General features: G+C 60.9%; 25 protein-coding genes. 18 read left to right on the forward strand and 7 right to left on the reverse strand.

Features of this window, described 5'->3' with window-relative positions; all coding sequences use genetic code 11:
* Window positions 1-120 precede the first annotated feature (120 nt).
* Window positions 121-1791 carry a cyclic peptide export ABC transporter gene (locus tag VOI22_RS13720; RefSeq protein ID WP_323797030.1) on the reverse strand — a complete coding sequence of 557 codons (1671 nt, stop codon included), beginning with the start codon at window positions 1789-1791 and terminating at the stop codon, window positions 121-123.
* Window positions 1792-2241: 450 nt separating this feature from the next.
* Here VOI22_RS13720 and VOI22_RS13725 point away from each other — a divergent pair, with 450 nt between their 5' ends.
* Window positions 2242-2574, forward strand: a complete 333-nt coding sequence (locus VOI22_RS13725) for a DHCW motif cupin fold protein (protein WP_323797031.1) — start codon at window positions 2242-2244, stop codon at window positions 2572-2574.
* A gap of 385 nt (window positions 2575-2959) precedes the next feature.
* Here the strand turns inward: VOI22_RS13725 and VOI22_RS13730 are convergent, their stop codons facing one another.
* Both VOI22_RS13730 and VOI22_RS13735 read right to left on the reverse strand, forming a co-directional pair.
* Window positions 2960-3760, reverse strand: coding sequence for an enoyl-CoA hydratase (locus VOI22_RS13730; RefSeq protein WP_323797032.1), 801 nt, complete (start codon window positions 3758-3760; stop codon window positions 2960-2962).
* Window positions 3761-3791: 31 nt separating this feature from the next.
* On the reverse strand, window positions 3792-4985 hold the full coding sequence (locus VOI22_RS13735; protein ID WP_323797033.1) for a CaiB/BaiF CoA-transferase family protein: 1194 nt from the start codon (window positions 4983-4985) through the stop codon (window positions 3792-3794).
* Window positions 4986-5395: 410 nt separating this feature from the next.
* Between VOI22_RS13735 and ccmA the strand changes: the two genes are divergently transcribed.
* The 15 genes from ccmA (at window position 5396) to VOI22_RS13810 (ending at window position 17804) form a co-directional block, all read left to right on the forward strand.
* Window positions 5396-6109 (forward strand): heme ABC exporter ATP-binding protein CcmA, encoded by a 714-nt coding sequence (ccmA, locus tag VOI22_RS13740; RefSeq protein WP_323797034.1) that lies wholly within the window; start codon window positions 5396-5398, stop codon window positions 6107-6109.
* Window positions 6106-6771, forward strand: a complete 666-nt coding sequence (gene ccmB / locus VOI22_RS13745) for a heme exporter protein CcmB (RefSeq protein WP_323797035.1) — start codon at window positions 6106-6108, stop codon at window positions 6769-6771. The genes ccmA and ccmB overlap by 4 nt, the downstream gene beginning before the upstream one ends.
* A gap of 109 nt (window positions 6772-6880) precedes the next feature.
* Window positions 6881-7606, forward strand: coding sequence for a heme ABC transporter permease (locus VOI22_RS13750; RefSeq protein ID WP_323797036.1), 726 nt, complete (start codon window positions 6881-6883; stop codon window positions 7604-7606).
* 130 nt (window positions 7607-7736) lie between these two features.
* Entirely contained in the window at window positions 7737-7928 is a 192-nt protein-coding gene (gene ccmD, locus VOI22_RS13755; RefSeq protein ID WP_323797037.1) for a heme exporter protein CcmD, read from the forward strand.
* Window positions 7918-8364, forward strand: coding sequence for a cytochrome c maturation protein CcmE (ccmE, locus tag VOI22_RS13760; protein ID WP_323797038.1), 447 nt, complete (start codon window positions 7918-7920; stop codon window positions 8362-8364). The genes ccmD and ccmE overlap by 11 nt, the downstream gene beginning before the upstream one ends.
* On the forward strand, window positions 8361-10355 hold the full coding sequence (locus tag VOI22_RS13765; RefSeq protein WP_323797039.1) for a heme lyase CcmF/NrfE family subunit: 1995 nt from the start codon (window positions 8361-8363) through the stop codon (window positions 10353-10355). Before ccmE ends, VOI22_RS13765 begins: the two co-directional genes overlap by 4 nt.
* 1 nt (window position 10356) lies before the next feature.
* Complete coding sequence (locus tag VOI22_RS13770; RefSeq protein WP_323797040.1) at window positions 10357-10905, forward strand: DsbE family thiol:disulfide interchange protein; 549 nt, start codon at window positions 10357-10359, stop codon at window positions 10903-10905.
* Entirely contained in the window at window positions 10902-11384 is a 483-nt protein-coding gene (locus VOI22_RS13775; RefSeq protein ID WP_323797041.1) for a cytochrome c-type biogenesis protein, read from the forward strand. Before VOI22_RS13770 ends, VOI22_RS13775 begins: the two co-directional genes overlap by 4 nt.
* Window positions 11384-12862 (forward strand): c-type cytochrome biogenesis protein CcmI, encoded by a 1479-nt coding sequence (gene ccmI / locus VOI22_RS13780; protein WP_323797042.1) that lies wholly within the window; start codon window positions 11384-11386, stop codon window positions 12860-12862. The genes VOI22_RS13775 and ccmI overlap by 1 nt, the downstream gene beginning before the upstream one ends.
* 114 nt (window positions 12863-12976) lie before the next feature.
* Window positions 12977-13765, forward strand: coding sequence for an ABC transporter ATP-binding protein (locus VOI22_RS13785; RefSeq protein WP_323797043.1), 789 nt, complete (start codon window positions 12977-12979; stop codon window positions 13763-13765).
* 59 nt (window positions 13766-13824) lie between these two features.
* The gene (locus tag VOI22_RS13790) at window positions 13825-14676 is read left to right on the forward strand and encodes a transporter substrate-binding domain-containing protein (protein ID WP_323797044.1); all 852 of its coding nucleotides are present in this window, start codon (window positions 13825-13827) and stop codon (window positions 14674-14676) included.
* 84 nt (window positions 14677-14760) lie between these two features.
* Complete coding sequence (locus tag VOI22_RS13795) at window positions 14761-15480, forward strand: ABC transporter permease (protein ID WP_323797045.1); 720 nt, start codon at window positions 14761-14763, stop codon at window positions 15478-15480.
* Between the two features lie 3 nt (window positions 15481-15483).
* Window positions 15484-16236, forward strand: coding sequence for an ABC transporter permease (locus VOI22_RS13800; RefSeq protein WP_323797046.1), 753 nt, complete (start codon window positions 15484-15486; stop codon window positions 16234-16236).
* Window positions 16220-16747, forward strand: coding sequence for a GNAT family N-acetyltransferase (locus VOI22_RS13805; protein ID WP_323797047.1), 528 nt, complete (start codon window positions 16220-16222; stop codon window positions 16745-16747). The genes VOI22_RS13800 and VOI22_RS13805 overlap by 17 nt, the downstream gene beginning before the upstream one ends.
* Before the next feature lie 121 nt (window positions 16748-16868).
* Window positions 16869-17804 carry a DMT family transporter gene (locus VOI22_RS13810; protein ID WP_323797048.1) on the forward strand — a complete coding sequence of 312 codons (936 nt, stop codon included), beginning with the start codon at window positions 16869-16871 and terminating at the stop codon, window positions 17802-17804.
* Window positions 17805-17822: 18 nt separating this feature from the next.
* Here VOI22_RS13810 and VOI22_RS13815 read toward each other — a convergent pair whose 3' ends face one another.
* The 4 genes from VOI22_RS13815 to pseI form a co-directional block, all read right to left on the reverse strand.
* A complete protein-coding gene (locus VOI22_RS13815; protein ID WP_323797049.1) occupies window positions 17823-19553 on the reverse strand; it encodes a tetratricopeptide repeat protein in 1731 nt (576 codons plus the stop codon).
* Window positions 19550-21370: a tetratricopeptide repeat protein gene (locus tag VOI22_RS13820; protein ID WP_323797050.1), complete on the reverse strand. Its 1821-nt coding sequence runs from the start codon at window positions 21368-21370 to the stop codon at window positions 19550-19552. Before VOI22_RS13820 ends, VOI22_RS13815 begins: the two co-directional genes overlap by 4 nt.
* A gap of 116 nt (window positions 21371-21486) precedes the next feature.
* The gene (locus VOI22_RS13825; RefSeq protein ID WP_323797051.1) at window positions 21487-23196 is read right to left on the reverse strand and encodes a tetratricopeptide repeat protein; all 1710 of its coding nucleotides are present in this window, start codon (window positions 23194-23196) and stop codon (window positions 21487-21489) included.
* 1 nt (window position 23197) lies between these two features.
* A complete protein-coding gene (pseI, locus tag VOI22_RS13830) occupies window positions 23198-24259 on the reverse strand; it encodes a pseudaminic acid synthase (RefSeq protein ID WP_323797052.1) in 1062 nt (353 codons plus the stop codon).
* A gap of 82 nt (window positions 24260-24341) precedes the next feature.
* Here pseI and VOI22_RS13835 point away from each other — a divergent pair, with 82 nt between their 5' ends.
* Complete coding sequence (locus VOI22_RS13835; RefSeq protein WP_323797053.1) at window positions 24342-25385, forward strand: hypothetical protein; 1044 nt, start codon at window positions 24342-24344, stop codon at window positions 25383-25385.
* Window positions 25382-26152 carry a glycosyltransferase family protein gene (locus VOI22_RS13840; RefSeq protein ID WP_323797054.1) on the forward strand — a complete coding sequence of 257 codons (771 nt, stop codon included), beginning with the start codon at window positions 25382-25384 and terminating at the stop codon, window positions 26150-26152. The genes VOI22_RS13835 and VOI22_RS13840 overlap by 4 nt, the downstream gene beginning before the upstream one ends.
* Window positions 26153-26172 lie beyond the last annotated feature (20 nt).

Raw genomic sequence — 26172 nt, forward strand, 5'->3', positions numbered from 1 at the left:
ATATGTTGGCTGATATAGGTGATTACAACTTTTAGATATCGATTGATGCTTAAATATAATCTTATAATAGAAATGGGCGGCGAAGGAGCTTTCGGGCATCTATCAATCCTCCGGCGCCATTCAGTGGGCTGTATCATCTAAGGGCGACCGGGATGTCACGAGGCGGCCCTCGACCATGTGCAAACAGCGATCCGCGACGTCGAAATACTGATCGTCATGCGTAACGGCGATGACCGTCTTGCCGTCCCGTTTCATCTCCGGCAGGAGCTCCCGGTAGAATTTTCGTCTGAATTCCGGATCCTGATCGGCGGCCCATTCGTCCAGGATGTAGATGGAGCGCTCCTCAAGCAGGCTGACCACAAGCGCGAGCCGTTTGCGCTGGCCCGTCGAGAGTTGGACCGTTGAGAATTCATCGGAGATCAACTGGGTCTTGTTCTGGATCTCCATATGTTCCATCAGACGCCTGGCTTTTCCGCCATCCCCGAGATCAATCCCATAGAGACGTTTGAAGAGGTGGAAATCGCCGAAGATAATGGAGATCAAGTTGCGATATTCGTCATAGGTCTCCGGCCCGATTTCCCGGCTGTTGACGCGCATGGAGCCTGAGGTCGGGTAGGTGAGACCGGCGAGGATCTTGATCAGGGTCGATTTCCCCGAGCCATTGCCCCCGGTGATGAAGATCAGCTCGCCTTTGCGGATCGTCAGATCCACGGGGCCCATAACAAACGGATTGTCGGGCTGTAAGCCCTGGTAGTGGAAACTGACCTGCTTCAGTTCGAGTTCCTCGAAGGTCTTGCCGAGCAGGTTGGGTTGATCGTCCTTCGTCTCGCTGACCGCCTCGGTAAGCGTTTCATCGAGCCGTTTGATGTTCTCCGCTGCTGAATTGGCGTTGGCGAAGATTGCCATGAAGTTGACCAGAAAACCGATGGGTCCAATCAGGAACAGGGTTGCCGTCGCGGTTTTGATAACAACCTCGTGGTAATCGGTACCGGCGCTGCTGAAGAACTTCCCGAACTGCGGGACGAGGAAAACCATGGCGGCGACAAGGAAATAGAACAGTGTCTGGGAGAGAATGAAGCTTTTGGCGATCCCCGACTGACTGTTCTTCTTCTTTTCCATCGCCTCTGAGGAGATCTGCTCCAGGTCGGCGTAGAGGGCATCGCTCCGGGGCTTGTTTAACCGGACCTCCTTGAACCCTTCCAGCAGGTCTGTGAGGAGGTCGAACAATCGGTTTTCGGTAACTGCAGCTTCCTGAAGTTCAGCATTCAGGCCTTTGAGGTTCTTCCCGTAGAACCAGGTTGCGGCCACGATGAACGCGACGCAGACGACAAAAGCAACGCGTGAAAGCCAGGCGATGTAAAGCAGCGTGAAGAGAACCAATATGGCGGACTGCGCGCCGACGACGAGCGACTGGGCGGCCTGCGAGAGGGTCAGGGTGTCCTTGTTGATGCTGGCATAGATGAAGGAGCGCCCGATCCGCTCCAGAGGTATGAGATCGGCGGTCCGGATTTTTTCAATCAGGCGTATCCGGATTTTGTGGATGATTTCCTCTACCTCGCGGGTCGAGGAAATCATCACTGTTCGCTGGGCAATAACGTAGATCCCGACGACGATGAGAAAAATCGTCAGCTGATGGGTTCGCCGCTCGTCATCGAGCTCGGCAACATCGCTTGCGGCCAGGTTAATCACTGCAAGAACAAGGGCGTTGGCAAGCCCGGAGACCGCGGCAAAAAACGCGAAGCCGAACCAGGACGCGGTGGACTCTTGTCGTATCAGCTTGATCAGGTCCAAAAGTCACTCCCCCAAAGATCCCGTTCGGTGTTACCCAGCGGCTGTCGGGCGACCGGAGTTTGAAGGCGTCACTGATGCGTGACCGGCCCGTGACGATGTCGGGCGACCTTCGTTGCTCTCGTAATGCGATGCGGTGATGCATTTTTTACACCGAATGAGTATAAAGATATTCATCCGGCTATACTTTTTCAACCTTGGCTGCACTCACCATCCTGTCTGGCAGGACGGCGGCTGAAGTCATCGACCAACTCAAGCGGATCGAGGGGCTCAGTTATGATGAGTTTTCGTTCTGGATCGACAGTGGCGTGAGCGTGGAGTGGAAGAAGGCGCCGCTTGCCCGCTTCTTTGATGAGGTGATGTCGGCCTTTTCAGGAGAGAACTGGTGGCCGTTGTCAGGCGTCCTGCACATGCATAAGGTTCCAGCTCTCTCCCGCCACCGGAAAGCCCCCCATGAAAATCCCCGATTTGCCTTTCACCGTCACCGACTGGTCAGAGGTCACGGAAACCAGACATCCCGGCGAGACCGGAGAGGCCATCTGGCGGACCATGGAAATCGGCGACATCCGCATCCGGCAGGTCGAGTATTCACCCGGCTACCTCGCCGATCACTGGTGCGACCGGGGGCATATTCTCTATGTGCTGGAAGGTGAGCTGGTCTCCGAGCTGAAGGACGGCCGCAAGACCACGATGACAGCGGGCATGTCCTATCAGGTCTCGGACTTCGGCGACGCTGCGCATCGGTCCTCGACGGAGACCGGCGCGAAGCTGTTTATTGTGGATTAGGCGTTCTCCACAGATTCAGTATCGGCGATAGCTGTACGGCAGATTTGGATGAGCGTGAGCAACTACGGGTCTTCGCCCGAAGTCCTTGAACGGGTCTCAATTTCTTGGTGCTTTGCGATAAGAAGTGGCCATCCAATGCTAATAAGAACACAAAGGGCGCTGAACGTTCCGAAGATGTAAAACCCGTTCATGTTGTCTTCGATGTAGGTTCTGTAAGACACGTAAGCAGAGATAAGAGAAACTGGAGTGTAGATCAGCGTTGGGCGCCATTTTTTCGCAAATAACCATTTTCCAAATTGGTAACCAAATCGCGCGCCTGAAGTCGGCGCTTTCAATTGCGGCGGCAAAAAGAAGAGTAATATCGTGAGAGCTTTGCTCGGCAAATTTACCGCCCCCGAAACACCGGCTTCCGCTTCTCCATGAACGCCGTCCGGCCCTCTACGTAATCCTCGCTCTCCATGCATTTCAGCACCAACGCATCGCAGGAGGCGGAGTCCTGCTCGTCTTCTGGTTTCTCCAGTTCGATTAGCGCGCGTTTCGCTGTCTGGATGGCGAGCGGGGCATTTTCGGAGATGCGGGAGAGCAGGTCTTCGACGTGGGTGTCCAACTCCGCCTCGGGCAGCACCCGGTTGACCAGACCCATCATCACCGCTTCCTGCGCCGAGAACCGGCGGGCGGTGTAGAAGATTTCGGCGGCGAAGGCGGGGCCGGTGAGGGTGCGCAGGCGGCGGATGCCGTCCATGGCGTAGCCAATGCCGAGCTTGGCGGCGGGGACGGAGAAGCTGGATTTTTCCGAGCAGACCCGGATGTCGCATTCGATGGCGATGGCGAGGCCGCCGCCGATACAGAAGCCGTCGATCCTGGCGATGGTCGGTTTTTCCAGCTCCCGCATCACCTGCTGGAAGCGGGCGACGGCGCGGTCATAGGCTTCAACCGCTTCCCGGCTGGCCCGCTCGTCTCCGAATTTGGAGATGTCCGCCCCGGCGACAAAGGCTTCGGAACCCGCCCCTGTCAGCAGGATGGCGCGGATATTGTCGTCCCGCCCGAAAGCCTCCAGCAACTCGGCGCCGTGGGTCCACATTTCCAGGGACATGGCGTTGTGGCGGGCCGGGTTGTTGAAGATCAGGCGGGCGACGCCCCCCTTGAACTCGGTCAGGATCGGTTGCGGTGCGGTGCTGGCAGGCATGGGGCGGGTCCGTTTCGTGTCGAAAAGTGCGTCAGATGACGTGGCGGTCGCGCAGGCTCTGGATTTCTTCGGCGCTCATGCCGAGGTCGCCCAGAATCTCGTCCGTATGCTCGCCATAGGCGGGCGGTGCGGCGGCGAAGGTGCTGGGCGTGCGCGACAGTGTGATCGGCTGGGCCACCAGATCGATATCGCCATGCTCCTCGGAATGTACGGTTTTTTGCATGCCGAGATGCTTGACCTGCGGATCAGCGAATGTCTGGTCGATGGTGTAGATAGGCCCGGCCGGGACGCCTTCCTTGTTGAACAGATCGACCCAGTGCTTTGTCGTCCCGGTCAGGATCACATCCTGGATGATGGCGTTCAGCGTGTCCCGGTTCTCCGAGCGTGACGGCGCGGTCTTGTAGTCCGGATTATCCGGCAGATCCTCGCGGCCGATGACGGCGCAGAACCGGGTCCAGATCTTCTCCCCTGAGACCGCAATGTTCATGTAGCCGTCGCTGGTCTTGAACACGCCGGTCGGGATGCTGGTCGGGTGGTTGTTGCCGGCCTGCTTGGCGACTTCGCCGCTCATGGTCCAGCGCGAGGCCTGGAAGTCGAGCATGAAGATCTGCGCCTGCAGCAGGGAGGTATGGACCCACTGGCCCTTGCCGGAGGCTTCCCGTTCCAGCAGGGCCACCATGATGCCCTGGGAGGCGAAGATCCCGGCGGTCAGGTCCGCCACCGGAATGCCGACCCGCATCGGGCCTTCGCCGGGGGCGCCGGTAATCGACATCAGACCGCCCATGCCCTGCGCGATCTGGTCGAAGCCGGGGCGCTTGGCATAGGGGCCGTCCTGGCCGAAGCCGGAGATCGAGGCATAGACCAGACGGGGATTGTCCTTCGCCAGTGTTTCGTAATCGATGCCGAGGCGCTGTTTCACGTCGGGCCGGAAATTTTCGACGATGACGTCTGCCGTCTGCACGAGCTTCTTAAACAGGGCGACCCCATCGGGATCTTTCAGGTTCAGGGTCATCGCCCGCTTGTTGCGATGAAGGTTCTGGAAATCGGAGCCGCTGCGGGCGCCGCCGAGCTGATTGCCGGCTTCCAGTGCCTCGGGCAATTCGACCTTGATGACATTGGCGCCCCAGTCGGCAAGCTGGCGTACGCAGGTCGGCCCGGAGCGGACACGTGTCAGGTCGAGTACGGTGAAACGGGAGAGCGCTTCGGAGGCATGGATGGCGGGCATTGTTTACTCCCTGAGAGCTGATTTTTTATCGTTGTTGTCGTTTGACGCGCGACTATTTCATCAAGTCGCTCCGTTTGGGATAGAGCGGGCAGGATGGAGTTGATGGAAAAAATACACTCCATGGTCTCGAAATCACCATACGGCGTTCCTATATTTTTCATATACCGGCAGTCCCCGGTAAACCGACTTGGCGGACAGTCCGCCGAGAACTGGTCCCCTTCCCCGGTTCTCTTCGGAGGGCCAGGAACTGAAAAAGCGGCGCCGCATCCCCCTCCCCCCAGAGACCGGCGCCGCTTTCTTTATGCGAAATCCGGAAACTGCCCAGAGAATGCCTTGCGGCACCTTACCGCGTTGAGGCGGGCGGCGACCTCCCCTATGGTGTTGGTATTGGGTGCGAGGGCATTGCTTTCATGGAAGTTTTTGGTGATCACCGGTTCGAGGGCAGGGGGCTCGGCTGCCAGCGAGGCGGCCGTCTGGTGTTCGACCGGCTGGATTTCACCCTCGCCTCAGGCGGTGTGCTGATCCTGAAAGGCCCGAATGGCAGCGGTAAATCGAGTCTGTTGCGGACCATGGCGACTCTGGTTCGTCCGGCACGCGGCGACTTGCTGTGGGACGGTGTTTCGGTCACGGACGATCCTCAATCCCATGCCGGGATGCTGCACTATGTCGGGCATGCCGATGCGGCCAAGCCCGCGATGACGGCTGAAGAACTCCTCATATTCTGGTCCGGAATGCGCGGCGCCAACGGGATATCCGTGGTGGCGGCGCTGGAGCGTTTCGGGATCGGGCATCGCGCGGATTTTCCGGCGCGCTATCTTTCCTCCGGCCAAAAGCGACGTCTGGCGCTCGCCCGGCTGCTTGTCAGTGAGGCCCCGCTCTGGATTCTCGACGAGCCGACGGTTGGGCTGGATGTCGATGGCGTCGCGGCATTGGAAGAGGCTATTGCCGGGCATCGCGCTCGCGGCGGCATGATTGTCGCTGCCACCCATATCCGGTTCGAGACCGGCGATCGTGTTGCCGAGCTTGAACTTTCGGATTTCGCCCCGTCCGCGGGCGATCTCGCAGAGGCCTATGGTGCCCTCGGCGCGGAGCTCCGGGCCGGCGCTTTCCGGGACGCGTCATGAAGTGCTTTCTCGTCCTCGTTCGCCGGGACCTCTCCCTCGCTCTCCGTCAGGGCAGCGATGCCGCCATGGCGCTGATGTTCTTTGTCATCGTGGTGACCCTGTTCCCGCTCGCTGTCGGCCCGGAGCCGGGTGTGCTGGAGCGAATATCTTCCGGCATCGTCTGGGTTGCCGCTCTGCTCGCGGCCATGCTGTCGCTCGACCGGATGTTCCAGACCGATTACGACGACGGCTCGCTTGAGCTGATGCTGCTGACCCCGGTGCCGCTGGAAGTCCTGGTGCTGGCGAAGTGTCTGGCCCACTGGTTGACCACCGGATTGCCGATGCTGCTGATGGCGCCGTTGCTCGGGGTTTTCATGAACATGCAGACCGAGGCCTTTCCGGTGCTGCTGGCAAGCATGGCTCTGGGCACGCCGGTTCTCAGCCTGCTCGGCGGGGTCGGTGCAGCGTTGGTGCTCGGCGCGCGGCGGGCGGGAACGCTGGTTGCCCTGCTGGTGCTGCCGCTGACCATTCCGCTGCTGATCTTCGGGGTGTCGGCGGTAGAGGCTGCTGTTACCGGGCAGTCGGCCAAGGCGCAGCTGTTGATCCTGGGCGCCATGCTGATGGCTTGCCTTCCGCTCGCGCCGTGGGCGACTGCGGCGGCGCTGAGACAAGCGGCCGGTTGATGTTTTCCGCCGGTTGGTGTTCAAACAAATCTGCGGACGGAGAGAGACGGGGGCAGACCCCGCGGCCGGACCGATCCATACCGATAAGGTATATGGAGGATATGCTCGGATGAACTGGTTCCACTGGCTTGCCAATCCGGCGCGCTTCATGCGCTTCGCCGCCCGGCTGCAGCCCTGGATCATGGCGCTCGGTCTTTTGACTGGCGCCGCTGGTTTCTATTTTGCGCTGTTCGCCTCGCCGGCGGATTACCAGCAGGGCGAGACCGTGCGCATCATGTATGTGCACGTACCGTCGGCTTGGATGGCGATGTTCATCTATGTGGTGATGGCCGCTGCGGCGGGCAGTTTTCTGATCTGGAAGCATCCGTTGGCCGATGTCGCGGCCCAGGCCGCCGCGCCGGTCGGGGCAGGTTTCACCCTGATGGCACTGATCACGGGCTCTCTCTGGGGCCAGCCGATGTGGGGCACATGGTGGGTCTGGGATGCGAGGCTGACCTCCGTTCTGATCCTGTTCTTCCTTTATCTCGGCTATATCGCCCTGGTGGATGCCTTCGACGATCCGGAGCGTGGCTCCAAGGCGGGCGCAATTCTGCTGCTGGTCGGCGTGGTGAACATCCCGATCATCAAGTTTTCGGTCGACTGGTGGAACACGTTGCATCAGCCTGCGAGTGTGGCGCGGATGGACGGGCCGTCCATCGATCCGTCGATGTTGTTGCCGCTGTTGCTGATGGCCGCCGCCTTCAAGCTGTACTTCCTGTATCTCTTGGTTGTGCGCATGCGTGGCGAGCTGATGGCCCGACGCATCCGGTTGCTGCACCTGTCAGACGTCTCCTGACGGGGGTGCCGACTGATCGCGTTGTGATTGCCCGCGACTTCACGTCGCTTTGACCGGTTTTGGAATTAATCTAAATTCCAAGTGTTGATGAACGGTTTGCTGGAGCAAGGCCATTCAGGAATTTCTCGAAATGGGTGGATATGCGACCTATGTCTGGTCGTCCTACGGAGTGGTCGTGGTGATGCTTGCCGTGATGCTGATCTCCTCAGTTATCAGGGTTCGGACACGGGATCGCGAGTTAACCGCTCTGGAAGAGCGGGTGGGGCCTCGGCGACAACGCCGCCAGCAGAACGATCCAGAGGATACGCGCCATGACGCCTAAACGCCGCCGCCTATCCATTGTCCTGATCGGACTTGCCATGCTCGGCACGGCGGCGGCACTCGTGCTGACCGCGTTCGAGGATAATCTCGTATTTTTCTTCAGTCCGACGGATCTCGCCGAAAAGGATGTCGGGGCGGACCGTCGTATCCGGATCGGTGGCATGGTCGAGGATGGTAGCTGGAAGAAGTACGAGGAGGGGCTGCGCTCCGAGTTTATCGTCACCGATTTCCAGAATGCGGTGAAAGTGGTCTATCGCGGCTCCCTGCCGGACCTGTTCCGGGAAGGGCAGGGCGTTGTGGCAGAGGGCAAGTTCAACGGCACCGTCTTCACAGCCAGCGAAGTGCTGGCCAAACATGATGAGAATTACATGCCGCGCGAGGTTGCCGACGCATTGAAGAAATCCGGCCGCTGGAAAGAAGGGGAGGAGGCGAAATGATCGCTGAGATCGGGCATTACGCCCTCGTTCTTGCCTTCTTCGTTGCGATTGCGCAGGTCGTCGTGCCGATGTACGGCGCGGCCAGGCGGGATGCTGCTCTGATGGGCTTCGCCGCCCCCGCCGCCTCGGCTCAGTTCCTGTGCATTTCGATCGCTTTCGGCGCGCTGATGCACGCCTACATCACGTCGGACTTCTCGGTTGCCAACGTGGCGCAGAATTCCCACAGCCTGAAGCCTTTGCTCTACAAGATCTCCGGCGTCTGGGGGAACCACGAAGGCTCGATGGTGTTCTGGGTGCTGATCCTAGCCCTGTTCGGCTTTGCGGTTGCCGCTTTCGGCCGGCAGTTGCCGGACACGCTGAAGGCCCGTGTGATCTCTATTCAGGGCCTGATCGGGCTCGCCTTCCTTGGCTTCATCCTGCTGACCTCGAACCCGTTCGAGCGGCTTGATCCGGCGCCGCTCGACGGTCGCGATCTTAATCCGCTGTTGCAGGATCCGGGTCTCGCCTTCCATCCACCGATGCTCTACATCGGCTATGTCGGTTTCTCACTGGCCTTTTCCTTTGCCATGGCAGCGCTGATCGAGGGCCGGGTCGACCCGGCCTGGGCCCGCTGGGTGCGGCCCTGGACTCTCGCCGCCTGGACCTTCCTGACCGCCGGCATCACGCTCGGCAGCTGGTGGGCCTATTATGAGCTTGGCTGGGGCGGCTGGTGGTTCTGGGACCCGGTCGAGAATGCCAGTTTCATGCCTTGGCTGGCAGGCACGGCACTGCTGCATTCCGCCATCGTGGTGGAAAAGCGCGATGCGCTGAAGGCCTGGACGATTCTGCTCGCCATCATCACCTTCTCGCTTAGCCTGATGGGCACTTTCCTGGTGCGCTCCGGCATCCTGACGTCGGTGCATGCCTTCGCTGTCGATCCCGAGCGCGGTCTCTTCATCCTCGGCATCTTGATCGTCGCGGTCGGTGGCTCGCTCACGCTCTTTGCCATTCGCGCACCCGCGCTGAAGGCCGGCGGCCTGTTCGTGCCGGTGAGCCGGGAAGGTGGGTTGGTGCTGAACAACCTGATCCTGAGCGTGGCGACGGTGACCGTCTTTATCGGTACGCTCTATCCGCTATTCCTGGATGCGATGACCGGCGACAAGGTGTCGGTCGGTGCACCTTTCTTCAATGCGACCTTCGTGCCGGTGATGATCCCGCTTCTGGTCCTGCTGGCCATCGGCCCGCTGCTGCCCTGGAAGCGCGGCAATCTCCGCGCGGCCGTCGAAAAGCTCTGGGTCAGTGCGCTCTTCACTGTCGTGGTCGCGGGCGGAATTCTGGTTCTGGAAGAGGGCGCGCCTCTGGCGCCAGTGCTCGGCTTCGGCTTTGCCGCCTGGGTGGCGGGTGGTGTGGTGACCGAACTGGCCGAACGTATCCGTCTATTCCGGATTCCGGTCGTCGACAGCCTCAGGCGTCTCTTCAATCTTCCCGGAGCCGCCTACGGCATGAGCCTCGCTCATATCGGCATGGCGGTATTCATTTGCGGCGCCACGGGCGAGATGAACTGGACCCGGGAGCTGGTCGCAACCGCACGAGCGGGAGATACCTTGACCCTCGGCCAGTACGAACTGGTGCTGGAGAAGGTCGAGCGCAGCCAGGGTCCGAACTATTTCCGCGACATGGCGACGCTGAAGGTCAGCAAGGATGGTGTTCCATACGCTACCCTGCATCCGGAACGGCGGCTCTATCCGGTGCAGCAGATGCCGACCACCGAAGCGGCCATCCGCTCCAGCATTTCCGGCGATCTTTATGTCGCCATCGGTGAAGGCAGTGACCAGGGCGGCTACATTGTCCGTGTCTGGGTCAAGCCGCTGGTGCCGTGGATCTGGACCGGCGCCATGCTGATGGTTCTCGGCGGGCTGTTCTCGCTGTCGGACCGCCGCTTGCGCATAGGTGCGCCGAAACGTTCTAAGCGACCCGCAGCCCGACCGGCGGTGACGGAGGCGGGAGACTGAGATGCTGAAACGGCTGCTCTTCCTCTTGCCGCTGCTGGTCTTCGCGGTGATCGCCGCCTATTTCACGGTGCCGATCCTGACCAAGAAGGACCCGCACATTCTGCCGTCCGTGATGATCGACAAACCGGCGCCGGCGCATGACTTGGGACGGTTGTTGCAGGACAAACCGGGGGTCGGTCCGGAGGCTCTCAGGGGTGAGGTGAAGTTGGTCAATTTCTTCGCTTCCTGGTGCGGGCCATGCCGGGCGGAGCATCCGATCCTGATGCGGCTTGCCGCTGAAACGGACCTGCCGCTTGTCGGTATCAACTACAAAGACCAGCGGGACGCTGCTCTTGTCTGGCTGCGCGAGCTGGGTGATCCGTTCGGACGGATCGGCGTCGACGGGGACGGCCGTGCCGCCATCGACTGGGGCGTCTATGGCGTGCCTGAAACCTATGTCGTCGATGCGGGCGGGCATATTCGCTACCGGCATGTCGGCCCGCTGACTGCTCAAGCCCTGAAGGAGACGATCTTGCCGATGGTCGAACATTTGAGGGCGGCCAAAGGATGATCCGTTCCATAATTATGGCGCTGCTTGTTGCCGTTCTGACCGTGCCTGCTGTTGCGGTGGAGCCGGGCGAGATGCTGAAGGATCCTGCGCTCGAAGCGCGTGCGCGTGAACTCAGCAAGGAAATCCGCTGCCTCGTCTGCCAGAACCAGTCGATTGACGACAGTAATGCGGGGCTTGCCAAAGACCTCCGGGTGATCTTGCGGGAACGTCTCGTCGCCGGTGACAGCGACAGCGAGATCAAGACCTTCCTGGTTGATCGGTATGGCGATTTCGTGCTGCTGAAGCCGCCGGTCAAGGCGGAGACATTGTTCCTCTGGTACGGGCCGTTCGCCATCGGCGTTCTGGGGGCAATCGGCGTTGCCGTGTTCCTCCTGCGGCGGCGGGATGGCGGTGGCGATGAGACCATACCAACACCCTTGAGCGACGACGAGCGCAAGCGGATCGGCGCACTGATGTCTGAACAGGATCGGAAAGCCTGATGATCTTTTGGGTTTTTGCCGGAGTTCTGACGTTCGGCATCGTTTTGCTTCTGCTCTGGCCAGTTCTTTCCGCCGGGACCGATGATGAGAACGGGGAAGGAGCGCGAGAGGAAGCGCTGGCGGTTTATCGCGATCAGTTGCAGGAGCTGGAGCGCGATCTCGATGCGGGTCGCCTCGGCGCCGAGGACTTCGAAGCAGCAAAGCTTGAGGTTGAGCGCCGCATGCTGGCCGCTGCGGCGGAGCAGGAGAAATCCGCGGCCGCATCGCCGCAATCAGTCCGCAAGCGCCGGTTGGCGGCGTCCGTTCTGGTGATTTTTGCGGTCCCTGCCGGTGCGCTTCTGACCTATGTCTCCGTGGGCAGTCCCGGCATGCGGGATCTGCCGCTGACCGCGCGCACCGATGGTGCGGGAACCCGGACTCTTGCAGGGAGCACCGGCAGTCAGGCAACGGGCCAAGAGCGTGCAACCGGGGCTCAGCAAGAACAGCCCGGCGTTTCGGAGATGATCACAGGGCTGCAGGCCAAGCTGGAGAACAATCCGGACGATGCCGACGGCTGGGCGCTGTTGGGGCGCTCCTACTTGGTGACAGAACGCTATCGCGATGCCGTCGATGCCTATGCGAAGGCGATCACGCTGATGCCGGACAATCTTCAGCTCATCGCGGCGCGCGGCGAAGCGCTGGTGCTCGCCGCTGACGGTGTGGTGCCGCCCGCTGCCGTCGCGGATTTCCGCGCCGTCAATCTGAAGCAACCTCAGGAGCCTCGCGCCCGCTACTATCTTGGGCTCTCCCGCAGTCAGGCAGCGGACGCAGCCGGTGCGCTGAAATGGTGGATCGCACTGGAAGCGGACACGCCGCCCGGCGCGCCCTGGGAAGCATTGGTGACCCAACGGATTGACGAGGTCGGGACGGAAGCCGGTATCGATGTGTCATCTCTCAGAGAGGCCGAACGAAAAGGCCGCCCCGAAAGCCCGACTCCTGCATCGGTGCCGGGGCCGAGTGCGGATGACGTGGCTGCGGCACAGGACATGACCGCGGAAGACCGGTCTGCGATGATCCAGTCCATGGTGGACCGTCTGGCCGAACGCCTTCAGGAAGAGCCGGACGATCTCGACGGCTGGCTCCGTCTCGCACGTGCCTATGGCGTGCTCGGCAAGACCGAAGAGGCGATCAACGCGCAGGCGAATGCGGCACGGCTGGCGCCTGATGATCTGGATATCCAGCTTTCATATGCCCGTGCTTTGTTCCCGCCGGGCACGCCGGAGACTGGCATGACGGAAGAGTTCGTCTCGCTGGTTGCGCATATCCGTACATTGGCGCCGGGTAACCCCGATGGCCTCTTCTATGGAGGGCTCATCGCGTACAGAAAAGGCGATGCTGCAACTGCGAAGAAACTCTGGGGCGATTTGCTCACACTCATGGGCCCCGATGCGCCCGCTCGCGGAATGCTTGAGGCCCGGATCAAGGCGCTCGGCGGATAAGTGAAAACTGCACCGTTCAGTGCAATTTTCATGGCGTTTCCGTGACATTAATCTTGCCGGTTTCGCATTGACCATTATGCTGCGCATGTCCGTTATGGTTGGGATTGCGTCAATATGGCAGTAGCGCACGCGCCGGACTCCGCGTCCGAGGCGCTGGTCGTTCGGGACCTGCACAAGAGCTTCGCCGGCCTGGAGGTCCTCAAGGGAGTTTCTCTTGATGCCCGGCAGGGCGATGTGATTTCCATGATCGGCTCTTCCGGGTCCGGCAAAAGCACTTTTTTGCGTTGCATCAATCTGCTTGAGATTCCGGACCGGGGTGTTGTGTCCGTCAATGGCGAGACCATCGCTATGAAGCCGGGTCCGAACGGCACCCAGCTTCCGGCGGACAACCGGCAGGTTGACCGCATCCGCTCCAGGCTTTCCATGGTGTTCCAGAGCTTCAATCTGTGGACACACATGACGGTGCTCGAAAACGTTATTGAGGCGCCTATCCATGTGCTGAAGGTGCCGCGTGAAGAGGCTATTGCCCGCGCCGAAGGTTTGCTCCGGAAGGTCGGGATTGCGGACAAGAGGGATCAGTATCCGAGCCATCTTTCCGGTGGTCAGCAGCAGCGTTGCGCGATTGCCCGGGCGTTGGCGATGGAGCCGCAGGTCATGCTGTTCGACGAGCCGACATCCGCGCTCGATCCGGAACTGGTGGGCGAGGTGCTGTTGGTGATGCGCCAGCTTGCCGAGGAAGGCCGGACCATGATCATTGTTACGCATGAAATCGATTTCGCTCGCGAGGTCTCGAACGAGGTGGTCTTCCTGCACGAGGGGCGTGTGGAAGAAATTGGACCGCCTGAACAGGTGTTCGACAATCCGCGATCGGAGCGCTGCCGTCAGTTCGTGAAACGAAACTGATCGAGGCAGCAACAGAAACCGCAGGGAACTAAACCGGATTCAAACTGGGAGCCAAAACAATGAAACGTTTTCTGACAGCCCTGGCCCTCGCGTCCATCGCTTTTAGCGGTGCCGCGGATGCCAAGGATTTCAAGGCGGGCAGCAAGGTCCGCATTGCCACTGAGGGCGCCTACGCGCCGTGGAACTTCACCGACAGCTCCGGCAAGCTGGCCGGCTTTGAGGTCGATCTCTATGCCAATCTGTGCGAGCGCATGAGCGTCCAGTGCGATCTGGTGCAGACGGCCTGGGAAGGCATAATTCCGGCACTGCAGGCGGGCAAGTTCGACGCCATCATGGCCGGCATGTCGATCACCGACAAACGCAAGGAAGTCATTACTTTCTCGCGCTCCTACATGGGCTCCCCGGCATCCTTCGTGGTGCTGAAAGCCAGCCCTCTGGCGAGCCTGAGTGCCGGTCTCGACGCGCTGACCCTTGCCAGTGTCGATGCCAAGGAAAAGGCCGGTCTGGATTCGATGAAAGCGGCCCTGAAGGGCAAGACCATCGGCGTGCAGATCTCCACCACGCACGAGAATTTCCTGAACGAGTACATGGGTGACACGGTCACCGTGAAAACCTATGACACCCAGGAAAACCTGGATCTGGATCTCGTTGCAGGCCGGATCGATGCCGCCCTGGCGTCGCTTTCTTACTGGGTGCCGCTGCTCGAAGGCGAGAAGGGCAAGACCATGGCGATGGTCGGCCCGAAGATGGACGGTGGCCCGTTCGGTAACGGCGTTGGCGCCGGCATCCGTCAGGATGACCAGGAACTGGCCGACATGTTCACCAAGGCGATCGACGAAGCACGGGTGGATGGCACGATTTCCAAGCTTTCCAAGCAGTGGTTCGGCTTTGACGGCACACCTAAGGAATGATCGGCATCTGCTGATCCCAGAACAATACACGCGGCCGCCTCAGTGCGGCCGCGTTTCTGCTGAAACAAGCCGGAGACAGCTCAGGTGAATTTGCCGGATTGGATGCTACTGCTGCAGTGGGGCGATGACGGCTGGGGCGATGAAATGGTCCGCGGCATGCTGATGACGCTTGCGGTGGCCATGGCGGCATTTCTGCTCGGTATTGTCATTGGCACAGCGGGCGCTGCCATAAAGCTCTCGCGTTATCTGGCTGTTCGTTTGATCGGTGAAGCATACACCACGCTGATCCGCGGCGTTCCTGACCTGCTGGTCATCTATCTGCTGTTCTTCGGCGGCAGCATGGCGGCCATGGCCGTCGCCCGCGTGTTCGGCTACGAGGAATATATCGAGATCGATGCCTTCGCCATCGGCACCATCGCGCTTGGGACGATTTCCGGCGCCTATGCGACCGAGGTGATCCGGGGTGCTGTTCTCGCCGTGCCGAAGGGACAGATCGAGGCGGCAAAAGCCTGTGGCATGAGCCGGTTTCTGCTGTTCCGCCGGATCATGGTGCCGCAGGTGGCGCGGTTCGCGCTGCCGGGGCTTGGAAATGTCTGGCAGCTCACTCTCAAGGACACGTCCCTAATCTCCATCGTCGGTCTGGTGGAGATCATGCGACAGGCCTCGGTCGCCAGTGGCTCGACCCAGAAGCCCTTCACTTTCTATCTGGCGGCGGGCGTTCTGTATCTCGTCCTGACGGCCTTTTCGAACAAAGGGTTCGGGCTGGCGGAGCTTTGGTCCAACCGTGGCGTCAGGAGGGCCTGAGTCATGGATTTTGAGTTGATGGCGGAAGCCTTCCCGAAAATCCTGAGCGGCCTGCCGGTCACTATGATCCTGGCGGCATCGTCGCTCTTCCTCGGCTTCTTCCTCGCGATTGTCATTGCGCTGCTGCGGACCTCCCGGTTCCGCCCTCTCGCAGGTTTTGCCTACGGCTTTGTCTATGTTTTCCGCGGCACGCCGCTGCTGGTGCAGATCTTCCTGATCTATTACGGGTCCGGCCAGTTCGAGGCCGTGCGCGATAGCTTTCTCTGGCCGGTGCTGCGTGAAGCCTGGTGGTGCGCAATTCTGGCGCTGACGCTGAATACCGGCGCCTATACCAGCGAGATCATTCGCGGCGGCATCCAGGCCGTTCCGTTCGGCCAGATCGAGGCCGCCAAGGCCTGCGGCATGAATGCGGTCATGCGGTTTCGCCGGATCGTCTTTCCGCAGGCGATCCGTCAGGCTCTTCCGGCCTATGGCAACGAGATCATCCTGATGATCAAGTCGACGTCGCTTGCCAGCACAATAACGCTGCTGGAGATGACCGGCATCGCCCGCAAGCTGATCTCGCAGACATACAAGCCGTTGGAAATTTTCCTGATTGCCGCGGTCTTCTACCTGGCGCTGGTTTTCATCGTGACCCGTGTCGTGGCTTTCATTGAATACAGGCTGAACCCGGAACAGCGTGACGCAGCCCGTGTGCCCACGGCCAAGGACCTGCAAACAGCGCCGGTTGGTGATATCGATGCTGGATTCCGGTAACGGTGGAGACATTCTTTTTCGCCAGGCAGAGCCTTCCGACGAGGAAACAGTCCGCCGGTGGCTTTCAGCTCCTCATGTAACGCGCTGGACGCATCGGATATTCTCGACGATCTCCGGGGCACTTGATGGCGGGTCATCGGACCCGGCATCCACACTTTACATCTTGGAATTTGCCGGCGGGGAGATTGGGTGCGCGCATGTCTACAGCGCTTACGGCGATCCGAACTGGACCGCCATCCCGGATGTCACCGCGCAAACCCGCGCCGTGGATTTCCTGATCGGTGAGACCGATTTCCTGAACCGGCAAATCGGACAAGCCATGCTCCGGTCACTGGCCGGAAAGATATTCAAGGAAACGGATGCGGACCGCATCGTCGCCTGTCCGCATCCGGACAACTGGCCGGCCGTCATTGCTCTCAAGCGGGCCGGGTTTCGCGAGAAAGGGCGTCATCCAATCCCGACCATGAACGCGATGTACCTGACCGTGGCGCGGCAAACCTTCAAGGGGTAGGCCTAAGGAGGTCTGTATTAAGGAACTCGCCCTGTCTCTGGGCCGCTTCCGGGCCTGACGAGGCCTCATTCATTCTGGGTTGGAATTTGTTTTGCCGGTGTCGCAAAAGTAGACTGCGAACATGGCAACAAACGCTGAGGCAGCCGCCTCCAAATCCCTTTCGAGTTCTTACGGCACGGCCGTTCTCTTCATGCTTGGCGCAATCACGGTGCTGCCCTGCATGAACGTGCTGGCGCGCTATCTTTCCGCCGAATACTCGACAACGCAGATCGTCTGGGCGCGCTATACTGGGCATCTGCTGTTCGCGTTGATCCTCTTCATGCCGAAGCATGGGATCGGGTTGCTGCGGGCGCAGAAGCCGGGCGTTCACATCATCCGCTCCGTGCTGATGTTCTGCTGCACCTGCATGTTCTTCCTGGCGGTGCGCTATATCGAAGTGCCGATCGCCAGCGCGATCAACTTCACTTCGCCGATCATCGTCACGGCCCTCGCGGTTCCCTTTCTTGGCGAGAAGGTTGGTATCCGCCGCTGGATTGCCGTTCTGGTTGGCTTCTGTGGCGCGCTGATCATCATCCGGCCGGGGGGTGCCGAAAGCCACTGGGCGATGTTCCTGGTTATCGGCACCGCGTTCTTCTATGCGGTCTATCAGGTGCTCACCCGCAAGTACGCGAGCAGCGATTCCGCTGAAACCTCGATCACCTATATTGCCTTGATCGGTGCGCTCATGACGACTGTTGCGCTGCCGTTCGATTATCGGCTGCCGACCAGCGCGCTCGACTATGGCCTGTTCATCCTGATCGGGTTTCTCGGTGGGCTCGGGCACTTCCTCGTCATCAAGGCTTTCCGGCTTGGCGAGGCTTCCTTGCTGTCGCCGCTCAATTACGGACAATTGCTGATGGCGACGCTGCTGACTTTCCTGATCTTCGGAACTCTGCCGGATGCCATCACCTGGCTCGGTGCCGGGATTATCGTCGGGAGTGGGCTCTACATCACCTATCGCGAGGCGCAGAGAGCACGTTCCAGCCGGATCGCCGCCGAGGCGGTCGCGGAGCGCTAGCTCAACGGCGTTGTTACCCTAGGAATTGAGGTGGGATCGTATCCGCTCGGCAAGGCGTCTCATAACCGGCTTCCAGTCCACACCCTCGTCCTCTCGCCGGATATCGACTTCAATCGAGGGGAAGAACGGCATGCGGCTGGTTCCGAGCGAGACCCAGGTCAGGACATGGGGCATGGAATAGCCTTTTTCCCCGAGAGCGCCTGCCAGGCTAAGCACCAGATTTTGTGGTGAGACCACGAGATCCAGCGCGGAGATCAGTGCGGTGACCCCGTCCAGGTCATTGGTCAGGTCAAGGCTCTCGGGCCGCAGGATGCGGACATCGTTTCCCGCTTCAATCCGGGCCAGTTCTTCCGCGTCCTCGTCATATTGCAGGGTCACGAAACCGGCGCCGGGGATGTCGAGAATGGGGCCAAGATTTCCTGGTCCCGGATAATAGACCGCTTCGAGATTGCGCTTGGCCCGTGATCGCCAGGACAGCCCGATCCAGGGACCGTCTCCTTTGCTCGAGAGCCAGCGCCTCCAGTACGCGACCTTGACCGGATCGGGCACCAATATGGCGGACGTGTTCGGGAAGCGCGTTTGATCCGGGCGGAAGAGTTTCGGCAGACTGCCTGTTGCTACTTCATGGGTGCATCCCCGTTCGCCGACAATCGTCCCGTAGTCGGCAGGGTGCAAGCGCTGCTCCTGCTTCCGGATGCGGTCAAAAAAGCGAAACTCGGGGAAGGATCGCTCAAACAGGGCGCGGAGCCGGTCGGTGCATTCGATCGTGACGCTTCCCAGCTCACCCCGCGCCAAACGCTCCTGCAATTCTGGAAAACAGGTGGCGAACATGACTTCGTCACCGAGCCCCTGTTCGGCATAGACAAGCAGATGGATATCAGGTCCGGAAATATCCGGTGCCCAGCGTTGTGGCGGAAGATTGCGGGTCATTTTCCGGAGCGAGATCAGGCGAGCCTCATAAAGCGGCCAGCCGCGCGCCATATCGCCGCTGCTCAGAAGATAGATCGCCAGATTGAATGTAACGATCGGGTTCTGGGGATTGAGGCGCATGGCTTGCGCGCCGCTCGAGATCGCAGCTTCAAGCTGGCCGGACCGGTAGAGCGCCTGTGCGAGATTTCCGAAAGCCTCGCTATCCGCCGGTGCCGCTATCGTTGCCCTGCTTCCGAACCGCATTGCCGACGCGACATGATCTGTCTCAAGAAGCGTGGCGGAAAGGGAAGACCAGAGACGCCCAGCCCCGGGATTGATGAGCAATCCGTCCCGAACGGCGCGCTCTGCATCCGCGCGGCGGGCCATTCGGCGCAGCAGAGTGCCAAGATGTTCCCAGTGCGTTGAATCAGCCGGGGCACGCCTGCATGCCTGCTTCAGGCAGGTAAGTGCTTCGGCATTTTGGCCAAGTCGGATCGCGCAACTTGCCTGGCGTGCCCAATTGTCGGCGCGCAGAGGCTCTGTTTTTGACGCGCGGCGAAACCACAAGAGAGCTCTGGGGTCGTCAGTGGCGTGCACATAGAGTGTTGCCAGATTGCTCAAAACGCTACCGCGCCCGGGCTCGAGCAACAGGGAGCGCCGAAAGGCACGCACAGCTTCCGGGCCGTGCTCAGGCAGACCGGTACAGGCGATGCCGAGATAATCATATACGGCGCTTTGACCAGCATCTGAGGCTAGGCAATCCCGATAATAACCGATGGCGGCCTCAAGATTACCGGCCCTGTGGGAGGCGAACGCGGCCTGAAGCAATGTCGCGCTCATTTCGCTGCCTTTGATCGGAGTGCAGTAGCAATTTGGGAGATGGTGTGCTCCCAGCTTTCCTCAAACGGTTTTGCGAAGCTTTTGATGCTCGGGAATCCGGGAAAGCCGTCCGCACCGTACTGCACGAAGAGCGGTTGAGGATGGAACAGCCAGGTCTCCTTGCCGAGCGCGCCGCCGATCCAGCCCAGCGTGCTGCTGGGGCAAATAAGCACGTCGACAGAAGAGATGAGCGCGAGGATGTCGTCGAAATCGTCGGTGAGATCCAGTTCGGGCAGAATTGTCGGGCCGTGCCCGGTTTCTCGTTTGAGCGTTTCGATCTCCGTGTCCCAGTTTTCGCCGTACTGGATCGAGAATACCTGCGCTTCCGGCAGGGCGAAAATCGGTACCCAGTCTTTCAGGGCGGTGTAGTGAACGTCCCGGAAAGCCGTGCTTTTACGGGATCTCCAGGCAAGGGCGATTTTCAGACCGTCACCAGTCTTATTGAGCATGTCGCGGACTTGGAGAACCCGATGCGGATCGGGCTCCAGATAGGGGCGCGTCTTTGCGAAATCCTCGAGCGTTCGACGGAAATAGAAGGTGAGACTGCCGGCATCGATCGCGTAATCGACCGGCTTGTCCTGCGGCAGCCAATCGTATTTCTGCACCGGCCGGAAGCCGTCTCCCGCCCTGGCGTAAGCATGCACCAGTGCATCGGGGAACGAGCGCCGGAAGACCGGTAGCAAACGCTCGTCGCACTCAAGCACCAGCTCGGCACCGAGTTCCCTGATTTCCGGCAGAATGGAGGCATAGAGGATCTCGTCCCCGACACCTTCCTCGGCGCAAACCAGTAAGCGCTTCCCGCTCAGCGGCTCACCATGCCAGATCGGGGGGAGACCGAGCCTCCGGACCCGGTCCGGCGCCTTGTGTCGCCATTCCCGTTCCCGCCAGCCTTCTTCCAGACGGCCTGCCGCCAGCAACCGGATGGAGTGGCGCAGGTGGATTTGCGGCTCGTCAGGGGCGAGGCGGAGTGCGTTTTCAGAATGAAGAAGTGCTTGCTCCAGATTGCCCGAGAAATAAGCGAGTTCGGCGAGACCCGTATGGGCCGCGGCATAACCGGGCGCCAGCAGAATAGCGCGTCCGAACCATGCGCCGGAGGGCGTGTATTTCCGCTGATTGAAGAGCAGAAACCCGAAGCTGTTCACCGCCTCGGCCAGTGCAGGATTAAGAAGGAGAGCACGTTTCAGTGACCGGTCGGCTTCTTCCAGCTTGTCCTGATCGATCAAGGTCGTGGCAAGGTTGGCATGAGTCTCCTCGCTGAGAGGAGCAAGGGAGGCAGCTTGCCGGTGGGCTGCTTCGGCATCCTCGATACGGCCGTCTTTTCGATAGGCGTTGCCGAGATTCATATGCGCATTAGCGTGGCCAGGCTCTTTCCGGATTGCCTGCTGCAGGAAACCGATAGCCTCGGCCATTGCGCCGCGTTCCTGCAACAGCGCTCCAAGATTGGCGAGGGCATCGACAAAGCCCGGCGATTTGGCGAGGGCTTGGCGGTAGGAGCCTTCCGCCTCGTCCGGTTTGCCCAAGGCCTTCAGGATTTGACCAAGATTGCTCAGGAAGTCCGCCCGCCCGGGCACGATTTGCAACGCTGCCTCGACAAGTTGGCACCCGGTTTCGTGCTGACCGCCCTGATGCATCAGCACACCGAACAGATGAAGCGCGTCCGGCTCGCGCGGGTTACGCTGAAGGACCTGCTGATAAAGCACGGCCGCTTCCGGCAGACGGCCCTGCTGGTGATGTGTGAGTGCCTGCTGTAGCAGGTTCTGGATTCCAGGAGTGGACATGGTTGGCGTTCTAAACGTCCATTATGGCCGCGGGTTTGTTGCGTTGGGTAGCTTAACTGCTTGGTGCGGTGCTGAGAATGCCGTGCCAAATGCGCCCGATGGTGTTTTCGCGTTCATCAAAGTCGCTTGGCCGCTGCCGTCACAGCTTCCGTCACCGGACTCCAGGGCTCCGTCACCAGTTTGAGAAAGCCCGTCATGCTCGGAAAACCCGGATAACTTTCAGTCCCGAGCCGCAAGAAAGTCGGAGAGATGCCAAACGTCCAGGTCGGTTTTCCAAGGCTGGCGCCGACCCAGCCCAGAGTGCTGCTTGGGCAGATCAGGCAGTCAGCTGATGCGGAGAGGGCGAAAATATCCTCGAAATCATTGGTCATGTCGACGCTGTCGAGTACGTGCAAGCGAGCCCCGAATTCACGCCTTGCACCAGTAATTTCCTGTTCCCAGCCGGAGCCGTATTGCATCGAGACGATCTGCAGTTTCGGATCGGTCAGCAGGGACCGCCAATCCTGGAGGCGTGTGTAGTAGAGGTCGCGGAATGGGTTCACGTCCTTTGAGCGCCAAGCAAAACCGATCCGCGGTCCCGGCGGCAGGGCGGCCAGCTTTTCCTCTATACGTCGAACGCGCTCGGGCGATGCAGAGAGATAAGGGCGTTGGTGCTTATAGGATGCAGTATCCCGGCGCAGCAATGCGGGCAGGCTGCCGCCGGCAATGGCATAATCGACGGGCGGGTCCTGCGGCAGCCAGCCATACTCATGCACCGGCCTGAACCGGTCGCCACTCCGTATATAGGCGTGCACGATGCAGTCCGGGAAGGAGCGCCGGAAGACTTCCACCAGACGCGGCGCGCATTCGATCACAACAGAGGCGCCGGCTGAAATCAGGTCCGGTATCAATGAGGCATAGAGGATCTCGTCGCCAACACCTTCCTCCGCGCAGACAAGGATTCGCTTGCCGGAAAGCGGCTCGCCCTGCCAATGCGGGGGCAAACCGGGTCTCTGGATTGCATCCGGTCGCTTCAAGCGCCATTCGAAATTCTTCCAGCCCTCTTTGATGTACCCGGCTGTGAGTTGGCGCATGCCGTGCCGGACCCGGATTTGTGGGTCGTCCGGGGTAAGGGCGACAGCCTGTTCGGAAAAGCCTAGGCAGGCATCCAAATCGCCTTCGAAATAACAGACCTCGGCCAGCCCGGAATAGGGCGCAGCATAGCGCGGTTGGGCTTTAATGGTTCGCATGAACCATCGGCGTGCTTCGGCGAAGGTGAGGGCGGTGATGCCGAGAAAAGCGTAGCTGTTGGTTGCCTCGATCAGGGCGGGGGCGACCAGCAGGCACTTTCGCAACAGGTGACGTGCGGTGTCATGCTGGCCGAGATCGATCCGGCTTGTTGCCATGGCAAGCAGGGCAACCGGGTCAGCGGGACTCAAGCAGAGCAGGCGGCGGAAGAGTGGAGCCGCCGCGATAACCTGACCGTTCGCGCGCCGTGCTTCTGCAAGTTCCCGAAATGTGACGGCGTCGGAAGGATCGAGCGTTAGTGCCATTCGGAAAGCGGTATCCGCTTCCGTCTGGTGTCGGAGGCGCTGAAGAATCCGTGCCTTGTTACTGCGAAAACTGGCTTGTTGCGGCGCGATGGCGATGGCGGCATCGACGAGTTTCAGGCCCTCGGCGGGCTTGCCCGCCTGATGCAGCAGGAAGCCAAGCAGGTGCAGGGCATCGGGATGTTGAGGGTTTGCCTTGAGCACCTGCTGATAAAGCGGAGCTGCTCCCGCGAGATCACCGGCTTGATGCTTTTGCAGCGCCTGATGAAGCAGAGCCTGCGGGCTTTCGTCCGTCATATCAGCCCGTGAAACCCCGGATCATATCCGCTGCCAGTGGTTCTCCGCGTTTCAGGGCTCGGGTCGCTGTCTTTCCAAGCACGCTCTTCAGATGTCTTGGCAGCATGCCGTTGGAGGGGCGGATAGAGCGAATATTCTCCCGGTTGAGGACCTCCCCCTCCGCGATGTCATCAACCACATAAAGCGAGCGACGCATCGGCAGTGTAATCAGCTCGGCTTCTGTCGGCCGGTAGTTCGGCTGGCCGATGGCCGCATGCACGGAGCGCAGATCCTTGACCAGCTGCTCCAGCTCCGTCGGTTCCAGCGAGAAGGTGCTGTCGACCCCGCCATCGGCGCGGCTCAGGGTGAAATGCTTCTCGACCAGCACGGCGCCGACTGCAACGGCGGCAGCGGCGACGATATTGTCGAGTGTGTGATCGGACAGGCCAATTGCAACGTCGAGCCGTTTCGTCAGATCAGTGATGGTCGAGAGATTGGCCTGATCGACTGGTGTCGGGTAGCCGCTGGTGCAGTGCAGGACCAGAATCTCCGTCGCTCCGGCTGCACGTGCTGTGGCAACCGCTTCCTCGATCTCTTCGAAACTGGCCATGCCGGTCGAGATGATCAGCGGCTTTCCCGTTCGCGCGCATAGCTCGATCAGATCGAGGTCGACAATCTCCGGCGACGCGATCTTGTAGGCGGGTGCGCGCAGCTGTTCCAGCAGCTCGACGGCCGTCGGGTCGAACGGCGCGGAGAACAGTGTGATGTCCAGATTACGGGCATGGGCGAACAGCTCCGCATGCCAGTTCCAGGGAGTATGGGCTTCCTCATAGAGCTCATAGAGCTTGCGGCCCTTCCAGAGCCCGTCCGTGAGCATGAATTCCGGCCCGTCATGATCGATGGTGATGGTGTCGGCGCGATAGGTCTGGATCTTCACCGCATCCGCGCCCGCCGCCTTGGCGGCATCGATCAGGGCGAGGGCTCGGCCGATATCGCCATTGTGGTTGCCGGAGAGCTCCGCCACGACATAGGGCGGGTGATCCGGGCCGACCGGGCGTCCGTTGATCTCGAAGGTGCTGGCCATGGTTCCCGTGACTTGGCGATGTGAAGTCGCCAGAATAGCTTCTTTTACCGGGGGATAGAAGGGCTGGGGGGATATGAAAGGGATGAGTCCGGGGATGCTGGCTATTCGGGCCGATGCTGACGCACGGATCGGGCTCGGCCATGCCATGCGCTGCTTCGCGCTGGCGGAAGCGTGGTGCAAACAGGGCGGTGAAGCGGTGTTCTTTTCCGGCGCTGCGCTGCCCGATCCGGTGTTGGCGAGACTTGATGATGCAGGCATCGAGCACCGGACGTTTGCCGCACCGGATACCGGCGATGAGTTTGCCGCGGCGGCAGCCGGGATCGGCGCTCGCTGGCTAGTCGTCGACGGTTCCTTCGTGACGCCCGGCTATCTCGACAAAGCTCGCAACGCGGGCCTGCCAGTCCTGCTGCTTGATGATGCGGCGACAGGAGGGCGCTATCCCTGCGATCTGTTGCTGAACCAGAATGTGCAGGCGTTGCCGGAAAATTACGCCGGGCATACCGACGCAACGATTTTAGCTGGGCCCGGTTTCGCCCTGATCCGTGCCGACATGCGTGAGAGCATTCAGCCCCGGATGATCCCCGAACGGCCGCAGCGTATTCTCGTGCTGGTCGGCGGAGCGGACCCTGGCGGGCATCTTGAAGCGCTGGCGCAGGCGGCGGCACGTGCGCTGCTGAAAGCCGGTTTGGGAGATGGCCATGTCGATGCGGTGATCGGCCCGGCAAGCAGCTGGAAACCGCCGGCGGATGCAGGCCCGATAATCGCCTATCATCGCGGCGTGAAGGATATGGGCGCCTTGATCGCCGAGGCGGATCTGGCGATTTCATCCGCGGGCTCCACGGTGTGGGAGCTGTCCTTGCAGGGCACGCCGATGATCCTCGGCGCCAGCGTTCCAGTAGAAGAGCCGGTGGGTGCGGGCATGGCGGCCAAGGGGGCGGCGCTTTATCTCGGCCGTTTTTCGGACTGTCCGGCAGAGCAACTGGTGGCGGAAACGGTCAGGGTGTTGCAAGATTCAGCTGTGCGCCGAAAGCTCTCCACTACCGCATCGGCCCTTGTGGACGGGCGCGGGGCGGAGCGGGTGATCGATGCCATGCTGGGAATTGGGGCGGGGACAGGAATTCCGTGAAAACTGTTGTGATCATTCAGGCGCGCATGACATCGACGCGCCTGCCCGGCAAGGTGCTGAAGCAAGTCCTCGGGAAACCGTTGCTCGGATACCAGCTTGAACGTGTCGGCCGGTGCCGGACGGTGGACGAAATCGTCGTCGCCACCACGGTGAACGCGACGGACGATCCGGTGGCGGAGTTCGTCGCGGGCGAGGGGCTGCGCGTCTGGCGCGGCTCGGAAGCGGACGTGCTGTCGCGCTATGCCGAAGCGGCGGACATGGCCGGTGCCGATCTTGTCGTGCGCCTGACCGCCGATTGTCCGCTGATCGACCCGGTGCTGGTGGATCAGGTTGTCGAGACGCTGCGGGACAGCAGCCCGCCGCTCGATTACGTTTCCAACACCACGCCGCGCACGCTGCCCATGGGGCTCGATGCCGAGGGGATCCGGGGCGCGGCCCTGATGGCGGCGCACCGCGAGGCCGAGGCACGGCAGGAGCGCGAGCATGTCACGCCTTTCCTCTATAACCACAAGGACCGGTTCGCCTGCCACTACCTGTTGCACGAACCGCCGATCACCGGCCATCGCTGGACGGTGGATCATCCGGAGGATTTCGAGCTGGTCCGGCGCATCCTCGAAGCGCTCTATCCGGTGAGCCCGGCCTTCACCTATCAGGACGTGCTGGCTTTGCTGGAGCAGCACCCGGACTGGCCGTCGATCAATCGCGGGGTTTATGAACGCCCCCAGCCCGTGAAGAACGACAGCGGCGCCTATCCTGAGCAGGCCTGAGCCGCCGCTAAACCGGAGTA

This window comes from Nisaea sp., from assembly GCF_034670185.1.
Classification (GTDB): Bacteria; Pseudomonadota; Alphaproteobacteria; order Thalassobaculales; family Thalassobaculaceae; genus Nisaea.

Excerpts from the sequence above, each read along its gene's own strand:
- VOI22_RS13770 (WP_323797040.1), top strand. The coding sequence starts at position 10,357 with ATGCTGAAACGGCTGCTCTTCCTCTTGCCGCTGCTGGTCTTCGCGGTG.
- VOI22_RS13805 (WP_323797047.1), top strand. The coding sequence starts at position 16,220 with ATGCTGGATTCCGGTAACGGTGGAGACATTCTTTTTCGCCAGGCAGAG.
- VOI22_RS13765 (WP_323797039.1), top strand. The coding sequence starts at position 8,361 with ATGATCGCTGAGATCGGGCATTACGCCCTCGTTCTTGCCTTCTTCGTT.
- VOI22_RS13730 (WP_323797032.1), bottom strand. The coding sequence starts at position 3,760 with ATGCCTGCCAGCACCGCACCGCAACCGATCCTGACCGAGTTCAAGGGG.
- VOI22_RS13785 (WP_323797043.1), top strand. The coding sequence starts at position 12,977 with ATGGCAGTAGCGCACGCGCCGGACTCCGCGTCCGAGGCGCTGGTCGTT.
- VOI22_RS13725 (WP_323797031.1), top strand. The coding sequence starts at position 2,242 with ATGAAAATCCCCGATTTGCCTTTCACCGTCACCGACTGGTCAGAGGTC.
- VOI22_RS13815 (WP_323797049.1), bottom strand. The coding sequence starts at position 19,553 with ATGAGCGCGACATTGCTTCAGGCCGCGTTCGCCTCCCACAGGGCCGGT.
- VOI22_RS13800 (WP_323797046.1), top strand. The coding sequence starts at position 15,484 with ATGGATTTTGAGTTGATGGCGGAAGCCTTCCCGAAAATCCTGAGCGGC.
- VOI22_RS13735 (WP_323797033.1), bottom strand. The coding sequence starts at position 4,985 with ATGCCCGCCATCCATGCCTCCGAAGCGCTCTCCCGTTTCACCGTACTC.
- ccmA (WP_323797034.1), top strand. The coding sequence starts at position 5,396 with ATGGAAGTTTTTGGTGATCACCGGTTCGAGGGCAGGGGGCTCGGCTGC.
- ccmD (WP_323797037.1), top strand. The coding sequence starts at position 7,737 with ATGGGTGGATATGCGACCTATGTCTGGTCGTCCTACGGAGTGGTCGTG.
- VOI22_RS13790 (WP_323797044.1), top strand. The coding sequence starts at position 13,825 with ATGAAACGTTTTCTGACAGCCCTGGCCCTCGCGTCCATCGCTTTTAGC.
- pseI (WP_323797052.1), bottom strand. The coding sequence starts at position 24,259 with ATGGCCAGCACCTTCGAGATCAACGGACGCCCGGTCGGCCCGGATCAC.
- ccmB (WP_323797035.1), top strand. The coding sequence starts at position 6,106 with ATGAAGTGCTTTCTCGTCCTCGTTCGCCGGGACCTCTCCCTCGCTCTC.
- VOI22_RS13810 (WP_323797048.1), top strand. The coding sequence starts at position 16,869 with ATGGCAACAAACGCTGAGGCAGCCGCCTCCAAATCCCTTTCGAGTTCT.
- VOI22_RS13825 (WP_323797051.1), bottom strand. The coding sequence starts at position 23,196 with ATGACGGACGAAAGCCCGCAGGCTCTGCTTCATCAGGCGCTGCAAAAG.
- VOI22_RS13775 (WP_323797041.1), top strand. The coding sequence starts at position 10,902 with ATGATCCGTTCCATAATTATGGCGCTGCTTGTTGCCGTTCTGACCGTG.
- ccmI (WP_323797042.1), top strand. The coding sequence starts at position 11,384 with ATGATCTTTTGGGTTTTTGCCGGAGTTCTGACGTTCGGCATCGTTTTG.
- VOI22_RS13835 (WP_323797053.1), top strand. The coding sequence starts at position 24,342 with ATGAGTCCGGGGATGCTGGCTATTCGGGCCGATGCTGACGCACGGATC.
- VOI22_RS13820 (WP_323797050.1), bottom strand. The coding sequence starts at position 21,370 with ATGTCCACTCCTGGAATCCAGAACCTGCTACAGCAGGCACTCACACAT.
- ccmE (WP_323797038.1), top strand. The coding sequence starts at position 7,918 with ATGACGCCTAAACGCCGCCGCCTATCCATTGTCCTGATCGGACTTGCC.
- VOI22_RS13750 (WP_323797036.1), top strand. The coding sequence starts at position 6,881 with ATGAACTGGTTCCACTGGCTTGCCAATCCGGCGCGCTTCATGCGCTTC.